This is a genomic window from Phocaeicola sp. RTP21198st1_B8_RTP21198_201120 (genome assembly GCF_040929485.1).
GTDB classification, from domain to species: Bacteria; Bacteroidota; Bacteroidia; order Bacteroidales; family Bacteroidaceae; genus Phocaeicola; species Phocaeicola dorei.
The window spans coordinates 255,669-279,836 of the sequence record NZ_JBCOCI010000001.1 but is presented as its reverse complement, the minus strand read 5'-3'; the positions used below and the strand labels follow the sequence as shown (position 1 = coordinate 279,836).

Genomic DNA, 24,168 nt, shown 5'->3' with positions numbered 1-24,168 from the left:
GCAAATAATTCTCTTATTTTTTATAACTATCCCAACCGGTTCCTTTAAAAGAAGGAGTACCAGTCACGTTAATGATAGAGGAAGCATTTGTTATCGATGAATCAACAACCAAATTGCCGTTAAAAGTACCACCCTCAATATTCAATTCCATAGGTTCGGTGTTTCCGGTACTTTTTGATAATTCCACGTTACCATTAATAATACTAGTACCTTTAACAGTTACTTTAACTCCGTCAGTGTAGGTTGAATAGCCGCAAACATCAAATGCATATGCACCAGTTCCGGCATTAATCGTAGTATTGCTAATCAAAATATTACCACAATTGTTACTCAATACATATAAGGCATTTAGCCCCTTCACTGTCATAGCATCCAACGTCAAATTACAGTAGTTCTGAATCATAATTTTATCATTATCACTTGCCAGTGTTCCGTTTTTCATAGTAACGGTAGAACCTTTCAACAATTGACAACTGTTCGTTTCTGTGCCAGCCGAGCCAACGGTCGGTTTAGCAAGTGTAAGCACATGGTTGTTCAAGTCCAATTCTACAGATTGTCCACTTTGCGTTTTAAAGCCATTACAAGTAGCGTCTCCATTCAAACGTATCTTCACGTTAGCATTACCGCTTAAGTATAAAAGTGCGGACGGATCGGAAAAAGTACCACCGGTAACAGCCAGCGATGCACCTGCACCAACCACATAAATCTTGCCATTCAGTGTACCACCACTGATAGTCATCTGTCCCAAGTCATTGGCTGCACCATTATGACCTTCATTATCCACCACATACTGAGCGGAACCAGTCGTATTGAATGTACCTCCTTTGATTTCAGCCACATGATGATTCTGTACGGTTGCCTGAGACATATTGGTGAACGTACCGTCGTTGATGACAAGCTGGGCTCCATCATCATTTTTAATGGTATTAAGACCTCCGGCAAATGTACCACCGTTTATGATAAGTGAAGGATTCTGATGATTGGTACCACTTACATATCCATTTCGCGGATTCGTATTGGTATAATCATAATACCCATTGGCTATCATCGAAGAATAATGCCCGTTTTGCGATATCTCCACATTTGGATTAATCGTCATCTCGCCATGATTCAGAATATTATAATAGCTGTTACCACCTGAACTTTCTGAATTCTGACCGTTTTCCTTACTTCTAATATAGGTTCCGTCATTAAGAATTACTGTACCGTTATTATAGATACAAGTCTTCCCATGACTTACATTATCCACTGTACCATTTCCGTTGATTGTCAGTTTACTATCTTTGTTTACGGTAAATGTATCGCCAGATTTGTTGGTAATTTTATGACCGTTCAAATTGATGATAACTTCCTTTGTTGCGGAAATAGTAAAATCTCCCGCCAAGTCTGTGGCAAGAGTATAAGTTCCACCATTTTTTGCGACATTTTGCAAGTCGGCTACGGCAGCATCAACTACTTCAAATGCGTCATTACCGGACAGATTGGGTAATTCAGCCCCCTCTTCTTTATAAATAATGACAGTTGAAGTGTTACCGCTTTCACGACTGATGGCTGTTACTTTGGCACCACTCTTCACTCTTACATTACCGGCTTTTACCTTCAATGTATTAACCGTAATCCCTTTATCAAGAACCAATGTATTTGCAGCAGTAGTTGCCGTTACTTCATCATAAGTAGCTGTTTCGCCATTGGCAGCCAAAGTTACGGTAGAAGAAGGCAGCTCTATCTCAAATTTAGGCGCAGTATCTAATTGCGGTACAGATACCAACACGTTTTCAGGTGCTGAATTACCACTAGCGCCAGTGCTCGCTTCTTTTATAGCAACAGTAGCAGTAGTAGAAATCTTTTCAAAGGATATGCTGACATTTTCTGCCGGTGTATTTTTTTTCGGTATTGAAACTGTAGGACTGGTTTCAGTTGGAGCCACATCAGTCACAGAAACCGAATTAGTTGTTGCTAAAGCATCGGCTACCGCTGATACACTTTCAACTGTTGTCGGTACACTTCCGGATACTTCGTCCAACGTTATAGTTGTGGTATAACGTTCGTTACGTTTAGCATCTAAAGCTTTTGTCTTTAAAACCTGGCTTGTAGAGCCATTACCAATGGAAAGTTCCAAGGCAGGATACTCGGCTACAGGCAACGGGAAATAGAATGTTTTACTGGCCACGTCATTGCCAGCAGTAAAGTTTATAGTTATGGAAGAGGAATTTAATGTTCCTATGGTTGTCAATGTAGGGATACCTTCGGAGAATGCTATTTGTGCATTTCCAGCAATGGTTGGAACAGTAGTTTTTCCTTGAGCGGTCATAGAAGTCAATTTCGCCCAAGTATAGTCCTTCGGGATATTATTGACAGTTATGCTCATCAGGGCACCTGCATTTTTAAATGCCAAGACATCCTGTGCGCTCTCATTTATTTGGCAAGCCATAAGAGCACTGCTGTTTTCTCCTTCCTTATAATTATAGGTATCCTTCAACGTTAATGATATTTTACTTCCATCATAAGAAGCATCGCTGCCATAAGGATAAAAAGCAGCTTTCTTTACAGGATTCTCACCTTCCAGTACTCCTGAGAACCCTGCGTACTTGGTCCCGGCTCCACTGGATAATGAATAATTAGTGTTAGTATATGTAGAAGAACTTCCATTCGTTACAAAAATGCCAATCTCGTCACCTGTACTCCAAACGACAGAATTGCCATTCATAGCAGTACGCGATTCAGCATCTCCCATAGTGGCACATACTTCATCAACGCCACTTTTCGCCACGCCCAAATCTTCATTGGAACAACCGGTTATTCCTAATCCAAGAACAGCCAAAGATGTGAACAATATCTTTTTCATACGTGTATGTTTTTAAATTATTTATTTCAATTACCAAGGATGTTGGTCATAGTCTTCTGTTCCACCACTTACTGCAAATCCTTTTTCCACTTCTACTTCGATAACCTCCACTTTAGGAGCCTCATACATTTCCATATTGTTTGTTTCCATAATTTCCGTACAATAAATTTAGATTATAATTTTTCAATGATTCTGTTCAGACATTATGCGCCCCAATTATGTAACATAGAATATTTTTTATAAAAAGATGCTATAATTGCCGTCTGTGGGCAGAAGATTCCTGGCGGTCCGGTGACATATACTGTGTCTCCGCAACCTCGACTTGACAGATAACGGGAAATAAGGATACGCATTCCCGCTTGCAGTGTTGTTTTCATACGTCTGTAAATGTTAGATCAGTCTATCTTGTCAAAAGACTTTGCCTAACTCCCCCTCCTCTGTTCGGCGGTTAATAAAAAAAAGCGTGAGGGCTGTATCTTGTTTATCTTATCATCGGGCCTTCGCATTGCCTTGGTCTAGATAAACAACAGCCACCCACGCCATTAGGTATATAGATGCCACAGTAATGGCAGGTATATAACACAGACGTGAGCGTTGTTGTTATCATCTTCAGACCTTTATCAAAGTTGCGAAGTTTGATGATAGAAGATAATTTCAATAACGCTTCTTAAAATATATAACGTTCTACTACGCCATAGTAGAATAGTCGGTACAAATATAATAATTTCTTAAATAGGAAAAACGTTTCTTAGCGATTATTTTTAATAATTGCTACAACAAGCATTAAAAACACTTCTGTATTTCACAATAAATCGACTCAACATAACACCAATATTAATAGAAAGTTATAAGCAATTATGCCCTCATGCTCTCACTAAGAAGTTAACATATTGATAATTAATACAAAACGAATAATAATAGCATATTTCAAAAAGTATCTTTGCCCTCATGCCCTCATTCTACAGAACAAACAAAAAGAGTATATCTATCTGATATCCAACAACATGAACACATACAAAGTCTTAATTCAAAAGTTTGTCAACCATCGCATTTTGAGCTTTTTCATCACAGTATACTCTATTTTACAAACATCCGATTACATTTTCATGCTGACAAGTTCTACTCATCGTACTTTGCTATTTGTTCTTTCTATTATTCGCAATTGCTTACTCACTAGTGTGACTAACTCTAATCACAAATGTGACTAAAGTTAATCACAAGTGTGATTAAGTCTAATCACAAACGTGATTAAGCAATTTCCCATAGTAAAGAACTGCAATATGAATGACCGATTATCATATAATGATCTCTATATAAACTATCAAGAACTCCCTAAAATGCAGTAGTTACCGTTGTTTCTCCTAGCAAAATATGATAAGATTCGTGTATATAAAAGGGATCTTGTAGGCATTATGCCATTTTTCTTCACCTAAAACGGCAAAATAGACTCTTTTCTCATCTGAGTGATTTTGAAACGAATTCAGCTATATCACATTGAATATAAACACATTATATAGTAATCAGTATAATTAAACAGTGAGAGCATGAGGGCAAATTGTTTCTTCTAAAATATGCTACCATCATTCATTCAACACTCATTATCAATTGATTATATGCATAATGAGAGCATGAGGGCATATTTGCTTATAACTTTCTATTGTTTTCTCCTTTCTTTATTCCTTGATATTACGGATATGTCTGACAGGAACACCGCCCACAACTGTATTTGCCGGAACCTCTCTTGTCACGATCAAACCTGCTGCAATGACAGCATTGTTTCCGATGGTTATTTATCGGATAAATGCAGAATAAGTGCTTTGTTTCTTATTCTATTTATCAAATGTAACTTGTACCATTAGAATGAAGAAGGCTGATTAGTATGAATGTGAATATGCTGCATATAAATTTTCAACCAAAACAATTATGGATTGCCGATGAAAAACTTAAATGTCTAATACATGGTTTAGAGTTAAGGAGAGGATTTTTTCTCTCCTTTTTTCCTTCCGATACGCCCCATTATGAGAACGTGCCGTTTGAGGTGCCGGAATCATGGGTGTGGTGCAGGCTAGATGATATTGTATGCGAATTAAAATATGGAACTTCTGAGAAATCATCAAGTGTGGGTAAAATAGCTGTTTTACGAATGGGGAATATTACTAATGTTGGTACAATAGATTATTCGAATTTAGTGTATTCTTCGAATGATGAAGATATTGAACAATACTCTCTTGAAAAAAACGATTTACTGTTTAATCGCACAAATAGTAGTGAATGGGTTGGAAAAACGGCAATCTACAAGGAAGAACAACCAGCCATATATGCAGGCTATCTTATTCGTATTAAACCTTTATTGATTTCTCCTGACTACCTTAACACTGTAATGAATAGCGGCTATTATCGTGATTGGTGTTATGATGTGAAAACAGATGCTGTTAATCAGTCTAACATCAATGCCCAAAAACTGTCGCAATTAATGATACCTATTCCTCCATTAAAGGAACAAGGAAGAATTGTAGCAGAGATGGATAAGTGGATTTCGTTAATTGACATAGTCAAGAATGGTAAAGGTGATTTGCTGACTGTAATAAAACAAGCCAAGAGCAAAATTCTTGACCTTGCGATACATGGCAAACTTGTGCCGCAAGACCCGAATGACGAACCTCCCATAGAACTCTTAAAGCGCATAAATCCCGACTTTACACCTTGTGATAACGGGCATTATACGTTTGATGTTCCAAATGGATGGAATTGGTGTAAGTTGAATGATTTGTGTTCGTTTTTGTCTAGAGGAAAATCTCCCAAATATTCGGAAGACGATAAGACATATCCTGTATTCGCTCAAAAATGTAATTTGAAAGAAGGAGGTATTTCATTAGAACAAGCAAGGTTTTTAGACCCTTCTACAATAAATAAATGGGACTCAAAATATAAATTACAAACAGGTGATGTACTTGTTAATTCAACAGGAACTGGAACAGTTGGAAGAACCAGACTTTTTGATGAAAGTTATTTGGGCAAATATCCTTTCGTGGTTCCAGATTCTCATGTATCAGTTGTAAGAACATATGAAGAAATCAATTCCGAATATGTATTTGCTTATATGTCTTCTCAACTTATTCAACAATACATAGAAGATAATTTGGCAGGAAGTACAAATCAAAAAGAATTATATATTGGTGTATTGGAGAATTTATATTTTCCATTTCCTCCTATCAATGAGCAACAACGAATCGTTCAAAAAATAGAAGAATTGTTTTCTGTTCTTGATAACATTCAAAATGCCTTAGAAGTGTAATCAAATACACTTCTAAGGACTGATGTAACTTTACCAGTTCACGACTTTATCAACAATTTTCTGTTGTTCGCTGGCAGTTCTGCGCAGATAAATACGAGTGGTTTCAATGCTCTCATGCCCCATAAGGTCAGCAAGTAGAGCTAGGTCGTTAAAACGATCCAGAAAGTTTTTGGCGAAACGATGACGGAATGAATGAGGATAAACAACCTCCTTGTTCATTCCGTATTTCTCGGCAAAATGTTTGAGTTGAGAAGCTATTCCACGAGTGGTAATGCGCTGTCCAAACCGATTCAGAAAGATGTAGCCAGAAGTAAGTCCTATTTCTTTGAGCCATTTCGCAGCCTCCGTGCGCAAGTTTTTCGGGATATACAAACGGCGTATCTTTCCTCCCTTGCTATATAGGTCAAGATGCCCGATTTGTACATGTTCTGCTTTGATATGGAGTAGTTCGCTGACACGTGCCCCTGTAGCAGCCATAAACCACACGATGAAATACCACTCATCGTAACCATCAGCTTTAAGTTGGGTTTTAAGGAATTTGTAATCGGCATTGCTAATTACATTTTCCAAAAAGTTCTTTTGCTGCACTTTTACGAACTTCACTTTCAGTTTCTCCTGTTTCGTAAATTCAAGATACTTGTTGATACCTTGCAGCCGAAGGTTCACCGTCTGTGGCTTGAAGTTCTCAACCAAATACCCCTTATATGCCAAAAGGTTCTTTTTGTTTACTTCCCCATAATGATTGAGGAAATACTGCACCGTCCACACATACGAGGTGACAGTGTTCTTGGCAAGATTAGTCTTTGCCAAATGATTTTTGAATTTTGTTACCATACTACATTGATTTAGAATGAATATGGTAATAATATAATGGAACGTATCGGGCATTATACGCAGTTACCTGATGGATGGTGCGTTGTTACACTCAAAGATTTATGCGAAAACATCAATGGATTGTGGAAAGGGAAGAAAGAACCATTTGTTAATGTGGGGGTTATACGCAATGCAAATTTCACTAAGGACTTTAAGTTAGATTATTCAAATATAGAGTACATTGATGTTGAACAACGAACCTTTGCTAAACGTCATTTGGAAAATGGCGATTTGATTGTAGAAAAATCAGGTGGTAGTGATAATAATCCTGTTGGAAGAACAATTCTCTATGAGGGCAAAAGTGGTGTTTTTTCATTCAGTAATTTTACAATGGCATTAAGAACAAGGAATAACAACATAGTATTAAGTAAATTCCTATACTATTATATTCTGGCAAAATATCAGAAAGGAGATATGAGATTGATGCAAACTCAAACTACGGGGTTGCGCAATCTGATTCTTGATAAATTTTTATCAATGCCTATACACTTACCTCCACTTTCAGAACAAAAGCGAATAATTGACAGAATAGAAACAATTTTCACCTCTTTAGATATGATAATGGGGAGTTTATAAACTCTCCATTATCATATCCAATTTAGCAAATATTTTATGAACGGCACAAGCAATCCGTTTTTGCTCATTTATTGGAGGAATGGCAATAATCATATTTTCGATGATATTTTTACTTACTCTTTGTTGCCCAACAACTCCATTAAAAGAGCCTACACATTGGCTTATGAAATAATCTGATTTGAAGAAGTAAAGCCCATATTGGACATCAAGAAATAGAGGTCTAAACACATGAAGCTCTGTTGTTCCTACGCCAATACCGTTTGGTAATCCTTTTAGAACTACCGATTTCCTATTCTCCAAACAAGGAGATATTTTCGCAACTGCAATGTCTCCATTTGCGAAATGAGTAAAACCAGTTTTAATTTTACCCCATTGTTTCGTCTCGTATTTAAAAGTGTTATTGTAACCATCAGTAATATTTGCCATCGGAACAAACCCCACTTCAACATCATCATCAGCCTTATTTTTAGGGTTGATAATGAACACCTCTTTTATCGTTGCATAACACCATCCATCAGGTAACTGCGTATAATGCCCGTTATCACAAGGTGTAAAGTCGGGATTTATGCGCTTTAAGAGTTCTATGGCAGGTTCGTCATTCGGATCTTGTGGTACCAACTTGCCATGAATAGCAAGATCAAGAATTTTGCTTTTAGTTTGTTTGATGATGGTCTGTAAGTCGGCTTTGCCTTGTTCTATTTGGTCAATTAAAGCAAACCAATGTTCAATCTCGGCAACTATGCGTTGTTGCTCTGTTAAAGGTGGCAAAGGAAACCCCATCTGTTCTAAATTGTATTTTGGCAAACCTTCACGACCACTACCCGTAATTTTCATAGATTTAGCGAAGTATGAAGATAAAACTAACACATGAAAATATTCAGGCTCAACTAAAACAGAACGCATAATACAAACGTGTTGACTGACATTACCACAATTAAAATCAGCAGGAACTACGGCGCATCTTCCCAATGAACCACCAGTAATATTCAGCAACAAGTCGTTAGCAAGCACTTCCGTGCCTTTCATCTTCTGATGAACTTCTTCGGAAATATACTTGATGTCATCATAAACAAGTCTGTCATTATATACATTTTGCGAGCGGAAAAATGGAATCCCGTTCGCAGAATAGTTACTTCCCCTTGGTGTGCTACCAGAACCTATCTTTGAGCATATTTCTTCAATCGTTGTCCACACCCATGATTCCGGCACCTCAAACGGCACGTTCTCATAATGGGGCGTATCGGAAGTCTTTGCAGACTTCTTGCTCCGCTTGATTTTGCCTTCTTTTATCAGTCGTTCTTTTTCAGCCTTGATTCGTTCGAGCAGAACTGATGCTGGTTCATCGTTGGGATCTTGGGGTACAAGTTTTCCATGTATCGCAAGGTCGAGTATCTTTTGACGTAACGCTTTTGTATCCATCGTTATATTTCTGTTTGTAATTGTGCAGCCAAAACTGCACAATTACTATTCATGTTCTTCCAGTTTCTTTAATACCTCATTTTCTTCAAACTCTTCAATCCATTCCTTCACCTTAGCTTGCAATAAAGCCTTGTTGGGGAGATAGAGTTGATAAGCAGAAGCATAGATGTTAGCATCCTTAGGCAAGGTAAGTTCCACTAGTGCATCGTTCTTCTCCTTACACAGTAGAATACCAATTGTCGGCTTTTCAAAGTCTTGTTTGACATAGCGGTCGTAATAGTTGACATACATCTGCATCTGCCCAAGGTCTTGGTGAGTTAGTTTGTCTATCTTCAAATCTATAAGCACATAGCATTGTAGCAAACGATTGTAAAACACCAAGTCAACAAAGAAATGCTGCTCATCAAATGTGAACCTTTTCTGCCTTGCTTCAAATAGAAATCCTTTGCCAAGTTCTAATAGGAATTGCTGCATCTTGTTGATAATGGCATTCTCTAATTTAGACTCTGAATAAACTGCATCGGGTTTTAGACCAAGAAACTCTAATGTGATGGGATTCTTGATAATGTCTGATGGTTTCTCAATAGATTGTCCTTCCTTAGCCAACCGCATTACTTCATCTTTGTTACGGCTCAAAGCCAATCTCTCATAAAGACAGCTTCCTACTTGACGGCTGAGTTGTCTTTTAGACCATTGTTGTTGAGTACATTCTATTTCATAGAAACTGCGGGCATCCGGATTTTCCACCCTCATCAGTATAAGATAATGAGACCATGAGAGAGCGAATGTCGGCTCAGAGATACATTCCTCTGACTTCGGATAATCGGCTAACCACTGGTTAGCCTTTTGACCCGGCTTTGGACAACCACTGGTTAGCCCTTTAGAAAAAACAATATAAAACTGCCGTATATTCTTAAGCGTTGAATATGACCATCCATCTCCCAACCTATCAGTCAGACGTTTGGAGAGTTCTTTCAGCACCGCCTTTCCATATTCGGCTCTTGTCTCCCCCTTTTGCTCATATTCTACTATATATTGTCCGATATGGAACTTAGTATAAACCTCAGCTATATTGACGGCTGTTGCCACACGTTCCCTTGCCTGCGTGACAAGGTTAACAACCTTCAAGAACAGGTCGTTTATATCTTTATCATTTGTGATAATCTCTTTTCCCATAACTCAATTTTCTTCAATATTCGCAAGCAGCTTTTCAAGTTCAACCACAGCAGCACTTATCGTTTGGCTTTTATCCTTTATATCAGCCATCAGTTCTGCCAATGAACGGTTGTCCACTTCACCACCTTGCTTTATCCAAGTAATGTCAAGACTTGTTTTGTCTCTGGCAAGAATTTCATCTACAGGGTATTTACGCCAACGACCTTGCGGATTATTTTCTGCATCGTATGTCTCTACTCGATTATTATAGCAAGAAACAAAATCATCCAAATGATGCCGTTCCAGTTTATTGGTGGCAAGCGTATGCTTTATATCTGTACGGTAGTCGTAAAACCATATTTCCTTGGTCGGTTGTCCTTTGCTGAAAAACAACACGTTGGCTTTTACGCCTTGGGCATAGAAAATACCTGTAGGTAAACGCAAGATAGTATGCAAATTAAAATCCTGCAATAAGCGTTTACGAATAGTCTCACCTGCTCCAGCCTCAAAGAGAACATTATCAGGAAGTACAACTGCTGCACGTCCTCCCGTTTTGAGCATAAGCATCATGTGCTGGAGGAAATTTAACTGGTTATTCTTGGTCTCTACATAAAAATCCGGGCGGTTAATATCCACCGATCCAGCCGGACGAGTTCCAAAAGGAGGATTGGCAAGAATCACATCTACAAGAGTTGACGGTTCTTTTTCCAAAGAATCCTCACAAACAATCGGACTACGGTCTGTACCAATACCATGCAAATAAAGATTCATGGAAGCAAGCGTCACCACTAAAGGCGTATTATCCACACCATGCAAAGCTTTGTCACGCAAGAAATCACGTTTTTCTTTACTTGCTGACTGACCTTTCATATAATCGTAAGCTGTAAGCAAGAATCCACCCGTTCCACAAGCCGGGTCACAAACCGTTTCCCCCATTTGCGGATTGATACAATCTACCATTGCCTGAATAAGTGGACGAGGAGTAAAATACTGTCCTGCCCCGCTTTTCTTGTCTTGTCCGTTCTTTTCAAGAATGCTTTCGTAGATAGCTCCTTTCACATCACCGTCCATAATGAGCCATTGCTCCTCATCAATCATGGTGATGACCTTTTTCAGATAAACAGGCTTGTCTATCTTGTTTTGCGCCTTCGTATAAATCGTACCTATCAGATTATCCTGCTCACTAAGCAATTTAAGGGTCTCTTCATATTGTTTTACCAAATCCAAGCCATCAAGTACTATCAAATCTGCCCACTGATAACCAGTTGGAATAGCCGACTCTTCTCCAAACATTTCTACATTTTCGGCATCCATCTTCAAGAATAAAAGATAGGTCAGTTGGGTAATATAATCAGTAAATCCAATTCCTTGTCCGGCAAGAGTGGTTGCCAGATTCCATACTTTTTTGGTGAGCGATTGCTCTGTTGTATTATTTATTACCATTTCTTTATGCTGCTTTTCTTAAAACTACAAATGTGTAAAGTGAATGAAGTGCCTCGTCCGCCTTCTGCATATTGCCAAACGCTCTAATCATTTGGGCTGCATGGGTAGCATCATCTTCACGAATATCTCTGATAGTACAAGCTCCGTTAGAAGCGATGTAATCCACAATACGACTGATAACCTCTCGCTGTTTGTCAGTTATTTCACGCTGGTTTTGCCCTAACCAAAGATTGAAAAACTGTTTAGAGGTAGTAACTACGCTATCCAATCGTTCGATTTGGTGGAAAGCAAAGCGCACAAGTTGTATGATATTGGTCAATGCATCGCTTTCTTCTTTGGTAATGGAACGCCTTACCACTTTAGGGTTAACTATGGCATAAGAGTTCCAGAGTTGTTTGGATGTAAAATGATTGTTTGCCATTTTAAGTCTGTTCTCCAAATCCTTTAGCATCGAATAGGTTATAGGCTCTCCCTCATTGTTGTAAATGATGCGCAGTGCCTCTATTTCGTCATAGTACTTTTTACAAAAATCTTCAAAAGCCTCTGTCGTATTTTTTGCTTCCTCAATGGAGAACCCTTTGGAGATAAGCGTATCTTCACCCGGCATCAATGTATTGACGAATCCGGCTGCAAGTATAAGAAGGTATTTCCGAGCATCTGCATGATTGGCAAGCGGAGCGACTAGCCCCTTACGTTCATTGTTAGGCTCATCAGTGATTACAAACGGTGGAAGAATGCCTTTCTCCAGTGCATCGTATATTCTGGCAGAAAGTTCCTTCATGTCATCATGAGACAAACGGACAAACTCTTTCCGTTGCGGATCATCCGCCTTGTTGTATATTCGGGCAAGCGTTGCAGCAAGCCGTTTGAGATACTCGTCAGGAATATAGCCATGACTAATACATTCTAATAGCTCCTTTAGAGTAATCGTCTTTGTTGTAGGAGCATCATCTATAGGTGCCACTGTTTGCGCATGTTCCGTCACGCCTACCGCATCAACCAAATAAAAACAATCCTTGCTGAATGCGTTCGGGGTAACATTGCGAAGTTGCTCATCACCAATAGTACGTACTCCACGCCCTTTCATCTGAATATACAAAGGCAATGACTCCACATCACGCATGAACATCACCACTTCCAGCGGCTTTACATCTGTTCCGGTGGCAACCAACGTACAGGTGACAGCAATACGGAAATCCTTGTCGTTACGGAATTGGCGTATCAGTTCGTTACTGTCGCCTGCCGAATAGGTAATTTTCTGAACAAAGCGGTCATCAGTCCGTCCAAACACCTCTTTAGCTATTTGTACGATATTTGTAGCATGAGCTTCATTGAGAGCAAAAATCAATGTTTTGGGCAAAAAGTCCATATTTGGTTCACGTTGCGGGTCATTAAACAATTCCGTATAAACCACATCCCGATAGGTCGAAAGGACTAACTTTATCTGTGCCGGATTGATAATACTCCGATTAAGTTCTTTATTTGTATAGATTTTGGTTTCCTTACTACTTACAATCTTAACCTCACCTGTATATCTTGTTTCTTCTTTAAATTTCTCACCCTCTAATATAGCCCCACCCGTTTCTGTGACTTGCGTTTTTATTCTATATACCCGACAATCCACATTCACGCCATCAACAATACTCTTTTCCAATGTGTAGTTAACAATGCAGTTATTATTGAAGAATGCCATTGTTTCAGGGATAGGAGTTGCGGTCAGACCAACCAATCTTGCCGTATCGAAATACTCCAGCACCTTGCGCCAGTTCCCATAAATGGAGCGATGGCACTCGTCTATGATAATCATATCAAAATAGTCGTGCGGTAAGTTGGGATTAGGAGGCAAGGTTACTTCCTCTATAGGTTCATTCTCGTCATCATCATTATCCTCAATAGTTTCTCCTTTCAAGAATGAGAATAGACGTTGTATTGTAGAAATAACGACATTGCTATCAGAAGGAATAGAAGACGAGCGAAGGCGATTGACCGTAAAGATAGTATTGAAAGCCTCCCCGTTCTCTGTCAGACGGAAGGTCCCAAATTCTCCTTCTGCTTGTTTTCCAAGATTATTTCGGTCTACAAGAAACAACACTCTACGCATTGGTGTATAAGAAAGCATCCGGTAGGCAGCAAGACAAGCAGTATATGTTTTACCCACACCGGTGGCAAGAACCATCAACGCCCGATTTTGCCCGGCACGGAAACTCTTTTCAAGTTCTGTCACTGCCTCATATTGGCAATCACGCAGCCCTTTCTTTTTCAATGTAGGGAGTCCGGCAAATGCATCTTCAATTCCCAGCCTCTTTACCAATTCATGTGGTGTAGGGATATTCATGACCTGCCTGAAACAAGAATCTTGTTCACGAAAATCACAGCAATATAGTTCCTTACCATTCGAAGTGAAGATAAAAGGCAATGGCTTTTGATATGCCTGATAGATATTCGGAACACTTCTTGCGTATAAGGCTGCTTGCTCGCATACTTTGGAGGCAAAAGCGTCTGTTTCTTCACGCTTAGCTTCAAGTACCCCTACTGCTTTTCCATTAATGAAAAGGAAATAATCTGCCTCAAGATTTCCTTTCAATAAACCTTCTCTTATGGCTACAGCCGTACAAGTAGGTTCATAATCCTCCCTGTTGACTACTTTCCAACCAGCATCGGCAAACCACTGGTCTATCTTTATTCTTGCTTTTTCTTCAGGAGTCATATTCTTAATAATATATATTATCAGAAGTTCATAGGCACATCTGCAACAGGTTACAAAAGGAACCAGAACCTCCTAACCGTATTAAATAATTTATTGTAACCTTTCTTTTTTATCGGTTATCAAATCCTTCAAATCAACTTGTAATATCTCCGCAATCCGTTGCAAGGTTTCCAAATTAGGCTGAATCCGATTACAGGCATAGGCATTGACCATACTGAAACTCTTATCTAGCTGTTTAGCTAACCACGTTTGAGAAATACCTTTTTCGGATAAAACAGTCTTTATTCTATTCAGTTTCATTACTTGATATGATTTTATTAGACAAATATAGGGAATTATATTCGATAATAGTGTATATTTGCATTAAGAAAAGTCAGTTCTTAAATGAGTTATACCTCAAAGTAATTGAATTTAGACATATTTATGGGAAAGACAGTAACAACATATCTCATTGATGGAGACCCAAAAGGAACTCAATACGCATTCATTAGCAACAAAATTTGCCAAATGTTTGTCGTACCACGTTCTAATCTCTCTTATTTGAATACACAAGAGAAGTTACAAAAACCTGCATTCTATATATTGCTGGGGGAAGATGAATCAACCAAGCCGCAGGCGTATATAGGTGAAACGGAGAACTTTAAAGAACGTGTAAAAGACCACGATAGCAAAAAATCGTTTTGGCAAAAAGCACTCATATTTGTATCGAAAGACGCCGATATGACTAAAGTTGATGTGCAATACCTAGAACATAAAGCTATAGCCGAAGCCAAGAAAGCAAACGCTTTTGTTTTAAGCGATAATAAACAAATTCCTAAAGCCCCTAACCTACCGGAGCATCAACAGGACTCAATGAATGAATTTTTCGAAGATGTGAAGTTTTTGGCATCATTTATCGGTTGCAATATTTTTGAAGTATCACAACCCAAAGAAGAACATCTATTCTACACCAAAGGTAGAGGATGCAATGCAAAAGGTTTCTACAGTTCCGATGGATTCACAGTCCTAAAAGGAAGTACTGTTGCCAAAACAATGGTTCCGTCTTTCAACTGGAAAGAAAAACGAGAAAAGATGCTTCAAGATTACACTTCTACTGAGAACGGAATATTGGTATTGACATCAGATAAAACTTTTTCAAGTCCCAGTACTGCCGCAGATTTCTGTATTGGTAGCAGCAACAACGGCTGGTTGGTATGGAAAGATAAAGAAGGAAATACATTGGACTCAGTTTATAGAAAACAGTTGGATTAATAACATATCAGTTGGAGGCAAATATGGAAATTATCAATCTACTAGACTTCACAGACCGCATCGAGTTGAGAGAATGGCTGAAGGTCAACCATAATCGGGTGAAATCGTGTTGGGTTGTAACTTCACGCTCTAAACAGCCCACATACGAATGTATTCCATACATTGAAGTTGTTGAAGAAGCATTGTGCTTCAGGTGGATTGATTCAACTCTAAAGAAATTGCCAGACGGATGCCTTGCACAGCGGCTTTCACCTCATCGCAAAGGAAGTCATTGGACTGAGTTAAACAAAGAACGTTGTATCAATCTTGAAGACCGAGGACTTATGACAGATGCCGGACACCAAGCCTTTGAGAAAGCCTATTCCTACGAAATAGTTCCCAAAGGTCTCTTATGGAAGAAAAACCGCATTCCTTGATTTAGCCGAGCTTCGTACCGAACGGAAAATCATTTCTACAATAGAAAGCCCCCATTCGGGAAAAGCCATCGATACCTATCAAATAGTCGAAAGGAAACAGTCTTCGTACCGGTCGCTTCTCCTCCATCGCTACAATCTGCTCACGTCGCAGCAACAACGTTCGCCCCCCAATGACCCGGCAAAGCATCCGAGAAACATCCAAATATATCTTTCTCCGGTTGCGTATATTGCTGTCCCGGATAATTATTCAGATCATCGCTCAGAAACAAATCTCCGTGTTTTTTTCAAAACATCCATCATTGAGAGTAAAACAATAGCAATCCGAGCTACGAAGAGATTCATAGCCTAACTCACCAACGAGTTCTGTTTCTTCGATCCAATCAAAATCGGCATATACATATAGCGTCTTCATCGCTTACTCTTTCTTCGAAGCACGTTCCCTTGTCTTCAAACTCAAATTCTGCAAAGCTTTTCCCAATTTATCTTCTTTGACCAGCCACAGAATATCATCATCAAGCTGCAGAACATACAGCACTCGCAAGTATATTCCGATTGCTACCATCGGTGCGCCTTTCTCTATTCGGAACACAGTCAACGGGGAACAAGTGCCCGTTCCGCCACCTGAGCCACACTCAAATTCCTCCGCTATCGAGCCAGTTTTATCTGCTCTCCCACAACCGACATCTTCTGCTCCAATTTTCGAGACAACTTAATCCCCATTGTATTCTTTGTCATAATCAACTTATCATATAATATGCAAAAATATTACTTTTTATCTATTTAATGATAGATTGCAGACAAAATCGCAAGACTAGAAGACACAGCAGTATAAAGGCTCTACACTTTTTCAAACGAATCATCCCCATTACACGACATTTTTCCAAACGAATTAAATGTCTATTCTACAAAAATTACCTTACAACATATATTCAAGATTAGTTTACTATTCAAATGAAAACCAACTTTACTTTATCCCCGTATTCCTATATACGTTCAATAAAGTAAAGTCAAAATAAGGGAGAAGAGATGGCTGCACTATGATGAAATAACTTCAATCATTTTTCTTTTGGCTGCAAAACGTAGAGTAACCGAGTGTAAAGATCGAACAAAATACAACTCCGAATAGGACACATAACACTCGCATGGGAACCAGAAAATACCTGTGAATCTATCCTCGATTTTACTACCCTTTTGGGCAAAACGAACTCCGACATACCCTATCTTTGTGAACAAGATCTATCGAAGCCCTAGAAGGCAGTTTTTACCCTTTCTCCCTCTGTTCGAAGAGAAACGATAAAAAACATTAAAACATCGGTTCTTAGCGAAAAAACAAGTAACTTCGTAAAGTTTCCACCTTTTAAATACAAACTAGCGAAAATCAGTCAGCATACGATATTACATTGTATAAAAAATTATATTAAGATACTACAATATGTCAAACATTATTCTTGATACAAAAAATGTAGGGAAGATCAAGGGCCTTTTCTACCTCCCCGATTATCAACGGGGTTATAGATGGACCTCGGAGGAAATAAAACTCCTTCTCGATGACATTTATGAAAGTGCGGGAAAGCCATATTGCTTACAACCAATTGTTGTAAAGAAAAGCAATGAGAGGTTCGAGCTCATTGACGGGCAGCAACGTCTTACAACCATATACCTCATCTGCAAGTATATGGAAGCAAAACTGGGAGATCTATATGAACCTAGCTTTAAGTTAGAGTATGAAACTCGTAAAGAATCAGCAAACTTTCTTGGTAATATTGATCTTTCGCTTAGAGAGCTGAATATAGATTATTATTTTATCGCATCTGCATACGAATATATAGAGCAATATTTTACAGAAAAGACACAGGGTGAGCGTCGAGAAATGGCAGCTTACCTGACCAAACTCAATGAATATTTCATATCATCAGTAAACGTCATTTGGTACGAAGTGGATTCTGCTGAGAATGGTATTGAGCTATTTGAGCGTCTAAACATTGGAAAAATTCCACTGACAAGCTCGGAACTTGTCAAAGCCTTGTTTCTTAAAGACAGTGTGCGAGACAAGATGTCAGGACGACAGGAGGAAATCTCACTCCAGTGGGACATGATTGAGCAAGAACTACAAAATCCATCATTTTGGGGCTTTTTGTCCAATATTGATGGAGATCAAATGCCAACTCGTATAGATCTTATCCTTGATCTGATGGTAGACAAATCAGGGAATGATCGTGAAAAGTATCGTACATTCTTTTACTTTGATCGACAAATAAAGTCTCTATCGGAAACCACCACAGAAAATCCGCTTCTTGAGATATGGAGTCGCATCTATCATGTGTTTCTTACACTCCGCGAATGGTATACGAACCATGACTTTTACCATAAAATTGGTTATCTGATTACTATAGGAGTTCCACTAAGGAAAATTTATACCGTATGGCAAAATGATGGCAACACTCCTCTTGCTAAGGATATATTTCTTAGCGAGCTCGACAAAATGATTTCAGAATCAATAAGCATTAAAGATAAAGAAGAGTTACTTAGCTTATCATACGATACAAGGAAAGACAAACTACAAAAGGTATTGACTTTGTTTAATGTGGAAACAGAACGTCTGATGGACGATGGTAAACGAAGGTTCCCATTTGACAAACATAAAGATTCTATATGGAGTTTGGAGCATATCCACGCTCAAAATGCCGAAAGCCTTAAAAAGAATAAAGATATTCTTACATGGCTAGAAAGTCATATTGCACTTTTGAAATCTTCTGAAAGTTCTATTTTTGAGGTAAATAATGAACTTATAGAGAAAATGGAGATATTGATTGAACAACTTCATAGCGATAAGGATCCAGGGAATGTGCGTGAACGCTTTAATGAGATTCAGAAGGAAGTAATTATCATATTCACGTCTAAGGAAGATGTCGTTAAGGAGAATAGCTACTCGCATGGATTAGCAAATATGGCACTGCTAGATGTATCTCAAAACGCGGCTCTTAGCAACTCCGTTTTTGATGTTAAAAGACACCGTGTCATTAATTATGATAAAGAAGGAAGATACATTCCAATTTGTACAAAACACGTATTCTTCAAGTACTATACTCAAGAGGGTCCATCGCTTTTCTTTTGGGGAGAGACAGACCGAAGAGATTATGCCGAGGCCCTTAATGAGAAAATTTCACCTTACTATAAACAGGATAATAACGATACCACTATACCCAACTTGACAAATGGAAACTACGACACTGAAGAATCTGATTTCTGAAAACAATCCTTACGGAATAAGTGGAATCACTATACCACGGATTCAACGTGCTTATGCACAAGGCCGATCTGATGCACATGCAGTAAAGACTCGTGAACGTTTTCTATCAGCAATACATGCTGGATTAATAAACAATGGTTTAACCCTCGATTTCATTTATGGTAATATTCAGAATGGTCAGCTGATTCCTCTTGATGGACAGCAACGACTAACTACTCTTTGGCTACTTCATTGGTATGCAGATAAAAAAGAGGGCATCAACGATAAGCGACTTGCGAGGTTTTCATACAACACACGTTATAGCGCGAGAGATTTTCTTATAAAGCTCGTTAACTACGAACCTACATGGAAAACACATCTTAGTGATGAAATTAAAAATGAGGGATGGTTTCCAATGGAATGGAGCAACGATCCTACGGTTAGAGGAATGCTCACAATGCTTGATGAAATCCAAAAGCGTTTTGCCGATATTAATGACTTATGGAACAAATTGGATAAAATTAATTTCTATTTCCGCGATATTGAGGAGATGAAGTTAACCGATGACATTTACATCAAGATGAACTCCCGTGGAAAACCACTCACTGACTTTGAACATTTTAAGGCAGAACTCTTAAAGGTTATGCGTTCTGAAAATGACGATGAAGCTACTGCTAAACGCATTGGCCTTAAGATAGACCGCGAATGGACCGATTTACTTTGGATTTATAGGGATGAGTATAATCTCGTCGATAGCGGTTTTCTAAACTTTTTCCATGTGATTTCCCTTATTCTTGTCTATAAGTCAGATCGCTCTTCATCAGAATTTGATTTAGAAGATGATTTCAGTTTACTGGAAAGGCTTTATAAGAATCAACCAAAAAATGTAGTGTTTTTTGAACAAGCCTTTGATTGCATGGTCAATATTCAAAACAAAGCGCGACGTTCTAATTCATTAATACTTAACCCTATTGATATTTTTTTCAACTCTTACCTGTCAAAAGATTATCATGAACACGAAAAAGTTGTCGTATCTCAACAAATTACAGATCTCAATATTTTCAAAGGGGTATTGACCGGAGCCGCGTTGCGTAAAAATACTACCTATTGGTTAATAATGCTCTACTCCTTTCTTATCTATTTAATGAACTATGATAAGATAAAAGAAATGGATTTCCGTCGACGCTTGCGTGTGGTAGTGAATCTGCTCAAAAATTCCAGAAACGAAGTTGTCGATACCCCTAATGGTGATGCAGGAAACCGTATGCCCGCAAATCTTCGTCAGGTAGAAAATATTATTCTTTCTGGAGAAATTGCAGATAGTATAATGATTGATAATGACGTGAGACAGAATTTCAATGTAATTCAGATGGAAGAGGAGCGTCAAAAGCTCCAGTTTACCAAAGAACATCCCGAGCATTCTGCTGGTCTTTTTCAGTTGGAGGATCACTATCTGCTTCAAGGTCGTACAGATGTTGTTGGGTATGAGAATACTCATCTTTATCAGCGATTCATCCATGTCTTTGATAGATGCTCTCGCGATATTATTGACTGTGCAATGTTAGCAACGTATGATTATAGCCAAAGGATAAATAATTGGTGCATTCAACTTGGTTCTGGGAATCAGGATGAAATTGGCAATAAGGCTTGGTATGCATTATTTCATCCGACAGGCAAAAATCCAGATTTTAATAAGACAAAAAAATCATTACGTTCTCTGCTTGAGATTGATATAGAAATAGACGACATTTACTTACAAGAAAAAATTGATGCGTATCTAACAGAATGCAAAACTAAAAGTCAATACGATTGGCGATATTATTATATCGCGTATCCATGCTTCCGCCCCGAGCGTTATGGCAAATATACTATGTATGATGAACAACCATACGCTCTTGTGGCATTGCACTCTGAAAAGCGTGAATCATCTAATGCCTACCAATGTATGCTTCAAGCACTCATTGAAGGACAAGCAGTAGCAAATTCTGTAGAACGATATGATATCCGTGCGCTCTCTTACAGAAAAGGGCTGTTGAGATGTGAAAACAATGCTTTTGTATCATACTCTTTGAAGGACAATAAAGAGCGTGCCAGATTTATCATTCCACAAAACAAAGAAGGCATTGACATCGTTGACCGTATTCAATATTTCAAAGATAATAGAAAGGATAATGATTACTGGATATATCAGGAAGGTTAGTATTAAATCGTAAGTAAAGTCGCTCTCTTCAATTATAGAGCGACTTTACCTAATTCTATAGGGAATGCTTATTTTATACGGCAGAGCTATAGAGGAAACACTAATCACATCAACGGCATACAAGAGTATCGGGTTAAAAAAAATCAAGTATAAAACTCTCTTCATAGGGGCGACCGCCTAGGGTCCTTCAAGAGAATCAAATACGAGGTGTTGGCACTGCAGAGCGGTGTTTCTATGCAATACCGCAGCTTTAAGCTCTTTACCGAAAAGACAGACCTTCCCGTAACCAAGCTCTCGATGCGAATGCAAAAGATACTCACCGATTGGTTTGCAAAAAGTTATTAGATCAAATCCACAACTGTTAGCTTCATCGTAGCCTGGAAACCCAAGGATGTCCCGAAGGAGAAACCGGAAACAACTGGCTGACTGGCCGACCCTTGTACTCACCCTCTGATCGAAGATCCAACAAAAAGTCGGGAGCCGAAAAGACGGTTTTGCCTTTTTTCTCTCTGTTTGGAGAAAGAGGATGAAAAAAATCGTTAAATCATCAATTTGTTGCGAAAAACAAGTAAATTTTAGAGGCTTCTATCTTTTGATGTAAACTAATGACAATCAATTAGCATAATATGCTGCATCGGACAACTCTACTCCTATACCTTTTCTTTCAGAGATGAGAAAGATAAACAACCTTTACTCATCCAAGGATACTTGACAAGATACCATCAGATCAAAAGCTCAGAAGGACGGTATAGGGATTACACTTTATCATCAATACAAACAAAATGTAACTTCACAGAGTTCAATGAAGAGCAGCCCATGTTACAGAACATTTTCCACATTTCTGCTTTACTCCTAGCAACATCCCATTATGAAATTCCATGAAACTTTCATTCAACCTCCTCACATTCTTCTCACTCGTTCCGCTTCGCATCATCACTTGCACCCATACTCTCAAGATACTGCAATTCCCGTTCCGCAAACTCACGATTCTCCTCCTCTCCCAGCATTTGATAGAGCAGTTCCCTAGCTTGCGAATAATATTTCAAGTTTACTAATACTTGTGCTGCCCTGCGCCGAAGAAAATGATAAAGTGGAAACAAGGTATTCTTTTCATCACCATACGTCTTTATCTGACTGCCAACCAAACTCACCATAGAATAAATATACTCAAGAGCTCCTGTATCCTTCATTTCGACGAGACAGTTGGTAAAATCACGAATCGCATGAATGGATGAATTTCTTTTAGCATTAGTCAAATAATAATAAGCCTTTTCAAAATGCCCTAATGTGAGATAAACAAAACCGATATGATAACAAATCACATAATATTCTTCCTTGCCACGCTCCGGCAATTCCGTCCAGTGGACTTGATAATACCGAAAAATAGAAAGATAACACCCCAACGCCTGAAGATAACATTGCTGCCTGAAAAATTTCTTCCCCCAATAAATAGTAGTCTGCAAGGTAGGCTCGGTATAAGCCAGCAACGCCTGTTGTTCCTCCGTCAGTTCGTCAAACTGTTTGTTTTCCGCTTTTTCTTTAGCATCGTCCAACATATATTTCAACTCCCAATAATCATCATGATCCGTTGTCAATCTAACCTCAATCATACTACTGAATACTCTGCCTTTTTGGGTTTCATCGAAAAAAGCATCCACTCTGTCCGTTCGCATAGCCGACAACTTATAATAAAGAGATCGTTCATTACTGCCTTCAGCTTTCTCCAACGCAATCACCAACTGCCCTTCAGCAAGTGTGATACAGATCAGAGCATCTTTTCCCGCCTGTCCTTTTTCATCCATCACAGCATCTTTCAACCGAAGAGAAAGAATAGACAATAATTCGGTACGCCTCTCTATCCGCTCATTGCAAATCAGTGTCATTCCCTTTATATCTTCCTGTTTCACTGTACCAAAAAGAGAAAGAATATCCTCTATCTGATCCATATCTTGCCGGGAAACATCGACAGGTTCCAACAGCTTACCATGTCCAATCTCCAATTTTCGTCTTAACAAAGCTAAACGATTTTCGAATTCTTTTTTCACCAACACGTCTTGTATTGAAGCAGATTGTTCTGCCAACTCTTTAAAACTACGGGCTATCATAAAAGATGACTCAAGCAATACCCGCAAATGTTGTTTTAACTGAGTTTCACTGCCCGACAAGAACAGACAGGCAGACAGACAAGCCGTAAAAGGTGTCTCACTTTCTCCGTCCTCATGACTTTTACGCAAATAGCAAGTCCAAGCTGTGTATCGGCAGTTAATGTTGTTAATGTCAAAAACTATTTTTTTAGACTGTTCATAGCTACATGCATAGAAATCTTTATAATATAACTGAATATTCTGACCTGTTTTTTCTCTTAATAAATGAAAATAACCTCCTTGAAAACCGATGATAATGGCATCAGCATCAATTCTCTTCACTAGTTCACAGTGCATGGACTGCACGAACCTGATAAGCTCATCGGTGGTCATCGCCGAATAAATCTTTTCTTGCTGCTTTTTCGGCTTTGTAACAAAATGATAAACTGTTACGAAAACCACCATCATAGATACTAAGACGACAGAAATAATCATATCTTGTTACAGTTAATCTTTGTATGTCTGTAAAAATACAAAATTAATCGGGAAATGTTAGAAGTGATAGGATATTTTAATGAATTCCCCTAAGAAGTTACTTAAAAATCCGGTTCAATCAATTCCTTCCGATGCATCCGGTGCCACCTCCACAAAATCATAAAACATAGAGGGAATTTC

14 protein-coding genes and 3 pseudogenes are annotated in these 24,168 nt (G+C 38.6%); 6 read left to right on the top strand and 11 right to left on the bottom strand.

Annotated elements, in window-relative coordinates:
* Window positions 1–13: 13 nt before the first annotated feature.
* Together AB5935_RS01005 and AB5935_RS28410 are read right to left on the bottom strand one after the other, a co-directional pair.
* On the bottom strand, window positions 14–2,845 hold the full coding sequence (locus tag AB5935_RS01005) for a fimbrillin family protein (protein ID WP_038610623.1): 2,832 nt from the start codon (window positions 2,843–2,845) through the stop codon (window positions 14–16).
* Between the two features lie 1,673 nt (window positions 2,846–4,518).
* Window positions 4,519–4,635 (bottom strand): annotated as a pseudogene (locus AB5935_RS28410) (sugar O-acetyltransferase); the annotation flags it as partial.
* Window positions 4,636–4,724: 89 nt separating this feature from the next.
* Here AB5935_RS28410 and AB5935_RS01000 point away from each other — a divergent pair.
* Complete coding sequence (locus tag AB5935_RS01000) at window positions 4,725–6,140, top strand: restriction endonuclease subunit S (protein ID WP_134771370.1); 1,416 nt, start codon at window positions 4,725–4,727, stop codon at window positions 6,138–6,140.
* Between the two features lie 30 nt (window positions 6,141–6,170).
* On the opposite strand, the gene AB5935_RS00995 is transcribed toward AB5935_RS01000, so the two are convergent.
* Entirely contained in the window at window positions 6,171–6,974 is an 804-nt protein-coding gene (locus tag AB5935_RS00995; protein WP_007839924.1) for a tyrosine-type recombinase/integrase, read from the bottom strand.
* Between the two features lie 36 nt (window positions 6,975–7,010).
* Here AB5935_RS00995 and AB5935_RS00990 point away from each other — a divergent pair, with 36 nt between their 5' ends.
* Window positions 7,011–7,589 carry a restriction endonuclease subunit S gene (locus AB5935_RS00990; RefSeq protein WP_038610626.1) on the top strand — a complete coding sequence of 193 codons (579 nt, stop codon included), beginning with the start codon at window positions 7,011–7,013 and terminating at the stop codon, window positions 7,587–7,589.
* On the opposite strand, the gene AB5935_RS00985 is transcribed toward AB5935_RS00990, so the two are convergent.
* From AB5935_RS00985 to AB5935_RS00965, 5 genes are all read right to left on the bottom strand, one after another.
* Complete coding sequence (locus AB5935_RS00985) at window positions 7,584–9,008, bottom strand: restriction endonuclease subunit S (protein WP_195302114.1); 1,425 nt, start codon at window positions 9,006–9,008, stop codon at window positions 7,584–7,586. The genes AB5935_RS00990 and AB5935_RS00985 overlap by 6 nt on opposite strands.
* A 45-nt stretch (window positions 9,009–9,053) precedes the next feature.
* A complete protein-coding gene (locus tag AB5935_RS00980) occupies window positions 9,054–10,184 on the bottom strand; it encodes a YhcG family protein (RefSeq protein ID WP_038610632.1) in 1,131 nt (376 codons plus the stop codon).
* Between the two features lie 3 nt (window positions 10,185–10,187).
* Window positions 10,188–11,606 (bottom strand): N-6 DNA methylase, encoded by a 1,419-nt coding sequence (locus AB5935_RS00975; RefSeq protein WP_368327311.1) that lies wholly within the window; start codon window positions 11,604–11,606, stop codon window positions 10,188–10,190.
* A gap of 4 nt (window positions 11,607–11,610) precedes the next feature.
* Entirely contained in the window at window positions 11,611–14,313 is a 2,703-nt protein-coding gene (locus AB5935_RS00970; RefSeq protein ID WP_038610637.1) for a DEAD/DEAH box helicase family protein, read from the bottom strand.
* 90 nt (window positions 14,314–14,403) lie between these two features.
* On the bottom strand, window positions 14,404–14,613 hold the full coding sequence (locus tag AB5935_RS00965) for a helix-turn-helix domain-containing protein (RefSeq protein ID WP_007831974.1): 210 nt from the start codon (window positions 14,611–14,613) through the stop codon (window positions 14,404–14,406).
* A gap of 123 nt (window positions 14,614–14,736) precedes the next feature.
* On the opposite strand from AB5935_RS00965, the gene AB5935_RS00960 reads away from it, so the two are divergent.
* Window positions 14,737–15,564, top strand: coding sequence for a GIY-YIG nuclease family protein (locus AB5935_RS00960; protein ID WP_007831972.1), 828 nt, complete (start codon window positions 14,737–14,739; stop codon window positions 15,562–15,564).
* A gap of 23 nt (window positions 15,565–15,587) precedes the next feature.
* Window positions 15,588–15,980, top strand: coding sequence for a YdeI/OmpD-associated family protein (locus AB5935_RS00955; protein ID WP_038610639.1), 393 nt, complete (start codon window positions 15,588–15,590; stop codon window positions 15,978–15,980).
* 43 nt (window positions 15,981–16,023) lie between these two features.
* Here the strand turns inward: AB5935_RS00955 and AB5935_RS00950 are convergent.
* Window positions 16,024–16,392: pseudogene (locus AB5935_RS00950) on the bottom strand (type II toxin-antitoxin system HipA family toxin); the annotation flags it as partial.
* A gap of 3 nt (window positions 16,393–16,395) precedes the next feature.
* Window positions 16,396–16,715 (bottom strand): annotated as a pseudogene (locus AB5935_RS00945) (helix-turn-helix domain-containing protein).
* 697 nt (window positions 16,716–17,412) lie between these two features.
* Between AB5935_RS00945 and AB5935_RS00940 the strand changes: the two are divergent.
* The gene (locus tag AB5935_RS00940; protein WP_007853725.1) at window positions 17,413–19,230 is read left to right on the top strand and encodes a DUF262 domain-containing protein; all 1,818 of its coding nucleotides are present in this window, start codon (window positions 17,413–17,415) and stop codon (window positions 19,228–19,230) included.
* Window positions 19,196–21,409, top strand: a complete 2,214-nt coding sequence (locus AB5935_RS00935) for a DUF262 domain-containing protein (protein ID WP_038610641.1) — start codon at window positions 19,196–19,198, stop codon at window positions 21,407–21,409. Before AB5935_RS00940 ends, AB5935_RS00935 begins: the two co-directional genes overlap by 35 nt.
* A 911-nt stretch (window positions 21,410–22,320) precedes the next feature.
* On the opposite strand, the gene AB5935_RS00930 is transcribed toward AB5935_RS00935, so the two are convergent.
* Window positions 22,321–23,988, bottom strand: a complete 1,668-nt coding sequence (locus AB5935_RS00930) for a hypothetical protein (RefSeq protein WP_008672072.1) — start codon at window positions 23,986–23,988, stop codon at window positions 22,321–22,323.
* Window positions 23,989–24,168: the final 180 nt, after the last annotated feature.

Coding starts and splice junctions, on each gene's coding strand:
- AB5935_RS01005 (WP_038610623.1), bottom strand. CDS start 2,845: ATGAAAAAGATATTGTTCACATCTTTGGCTGTTCTTGGATTAGGAATA.
- AB5935_RS01000 (WP_134771370.1), top strand. CDS start 4,725: ATGAATGTGAATATGCTGCATATAAATTTTCAACCAAAACAATTATGG.
- AB5935_RS00995 (WP_007839924.1), bottom strand. CDS start 6,974: ATGGTAACAAAATTCAAAAATCATTTGGCAAAGACTAATCTTGCCAAG.
- AB5935_RS00990 (WP_038610626.1), top strand. CDS start 7,011: ATGGAACGTATCGGGCATTATACGCAGTTACCTGATGGATGGTGCGTT.
- AB5935_RS00985 (WP_195302114.1), bottom strand. CDS start 9,008: ATGGATACAAAAGCGTTACGTCAAAAGATACTCGACCTTGCGATACAT.
- AB5935_RS00980 (WP_038610632.1), bottom strand. CDS start 10,184: ATGGGAAAAGAGATTATCACAAATGATAAAGATATAAACGACCTGTTC.
- AB5935_RS00975 (WP_368327311.1), bottom strand. CDS start 11,606: ATGGTAATAAATAATACAACAGAGCAATCGCTCACCAAAAAAGTATGG.
- AB5935_RS00970 (WP_038610637.1), bottom strand. CDS start 14,313: ATGACTCCTGAAGAAAAAGCAAGAATAAAGATAGACCAGTGGTTTGCC.
- AB5935_RS00965 (WP_007831974.1), bottom strand. CDS start 14,613: ATGAAACTGAATAGAATAAAGACTGTTTTATCCGAAAAAGGTATTTCT.
- AB5935_RS00960 (WP_007831972.1), top strand. CDS start 14,737: ATGGGAAAGACAGTAACAACATATCTCATTGATGGAGACCCAAAAGGA.
- AB5935_RS00955 (WP_038610639.1), top strand. CDS start 15,588: ATGGAAATTATCAATCTACTAGACTTCACAGACCGCATCGAGTTGAGA.
- AB5935_RS00940 (WP_007853725.1), top strand. CDS start 17,413: ATGTCAAACATTATTCTTGATACAAAAAATGTAGGGAAGATCAAGGGC.
- AB5935_RS00935 (WP_038610641.1), top strand. CDS start 19,196: ATGGAAACTACGACACTGAAGAATCTGATTTCTGAAAACAATCCTTAC.
- AB5935_RS00930 (WP_008672072.1), bottom strand. CDS start 23,988: ATGATTATTTCTGTCGTCTTAGTATCTATGATGGTGGTTTTCGTAACA.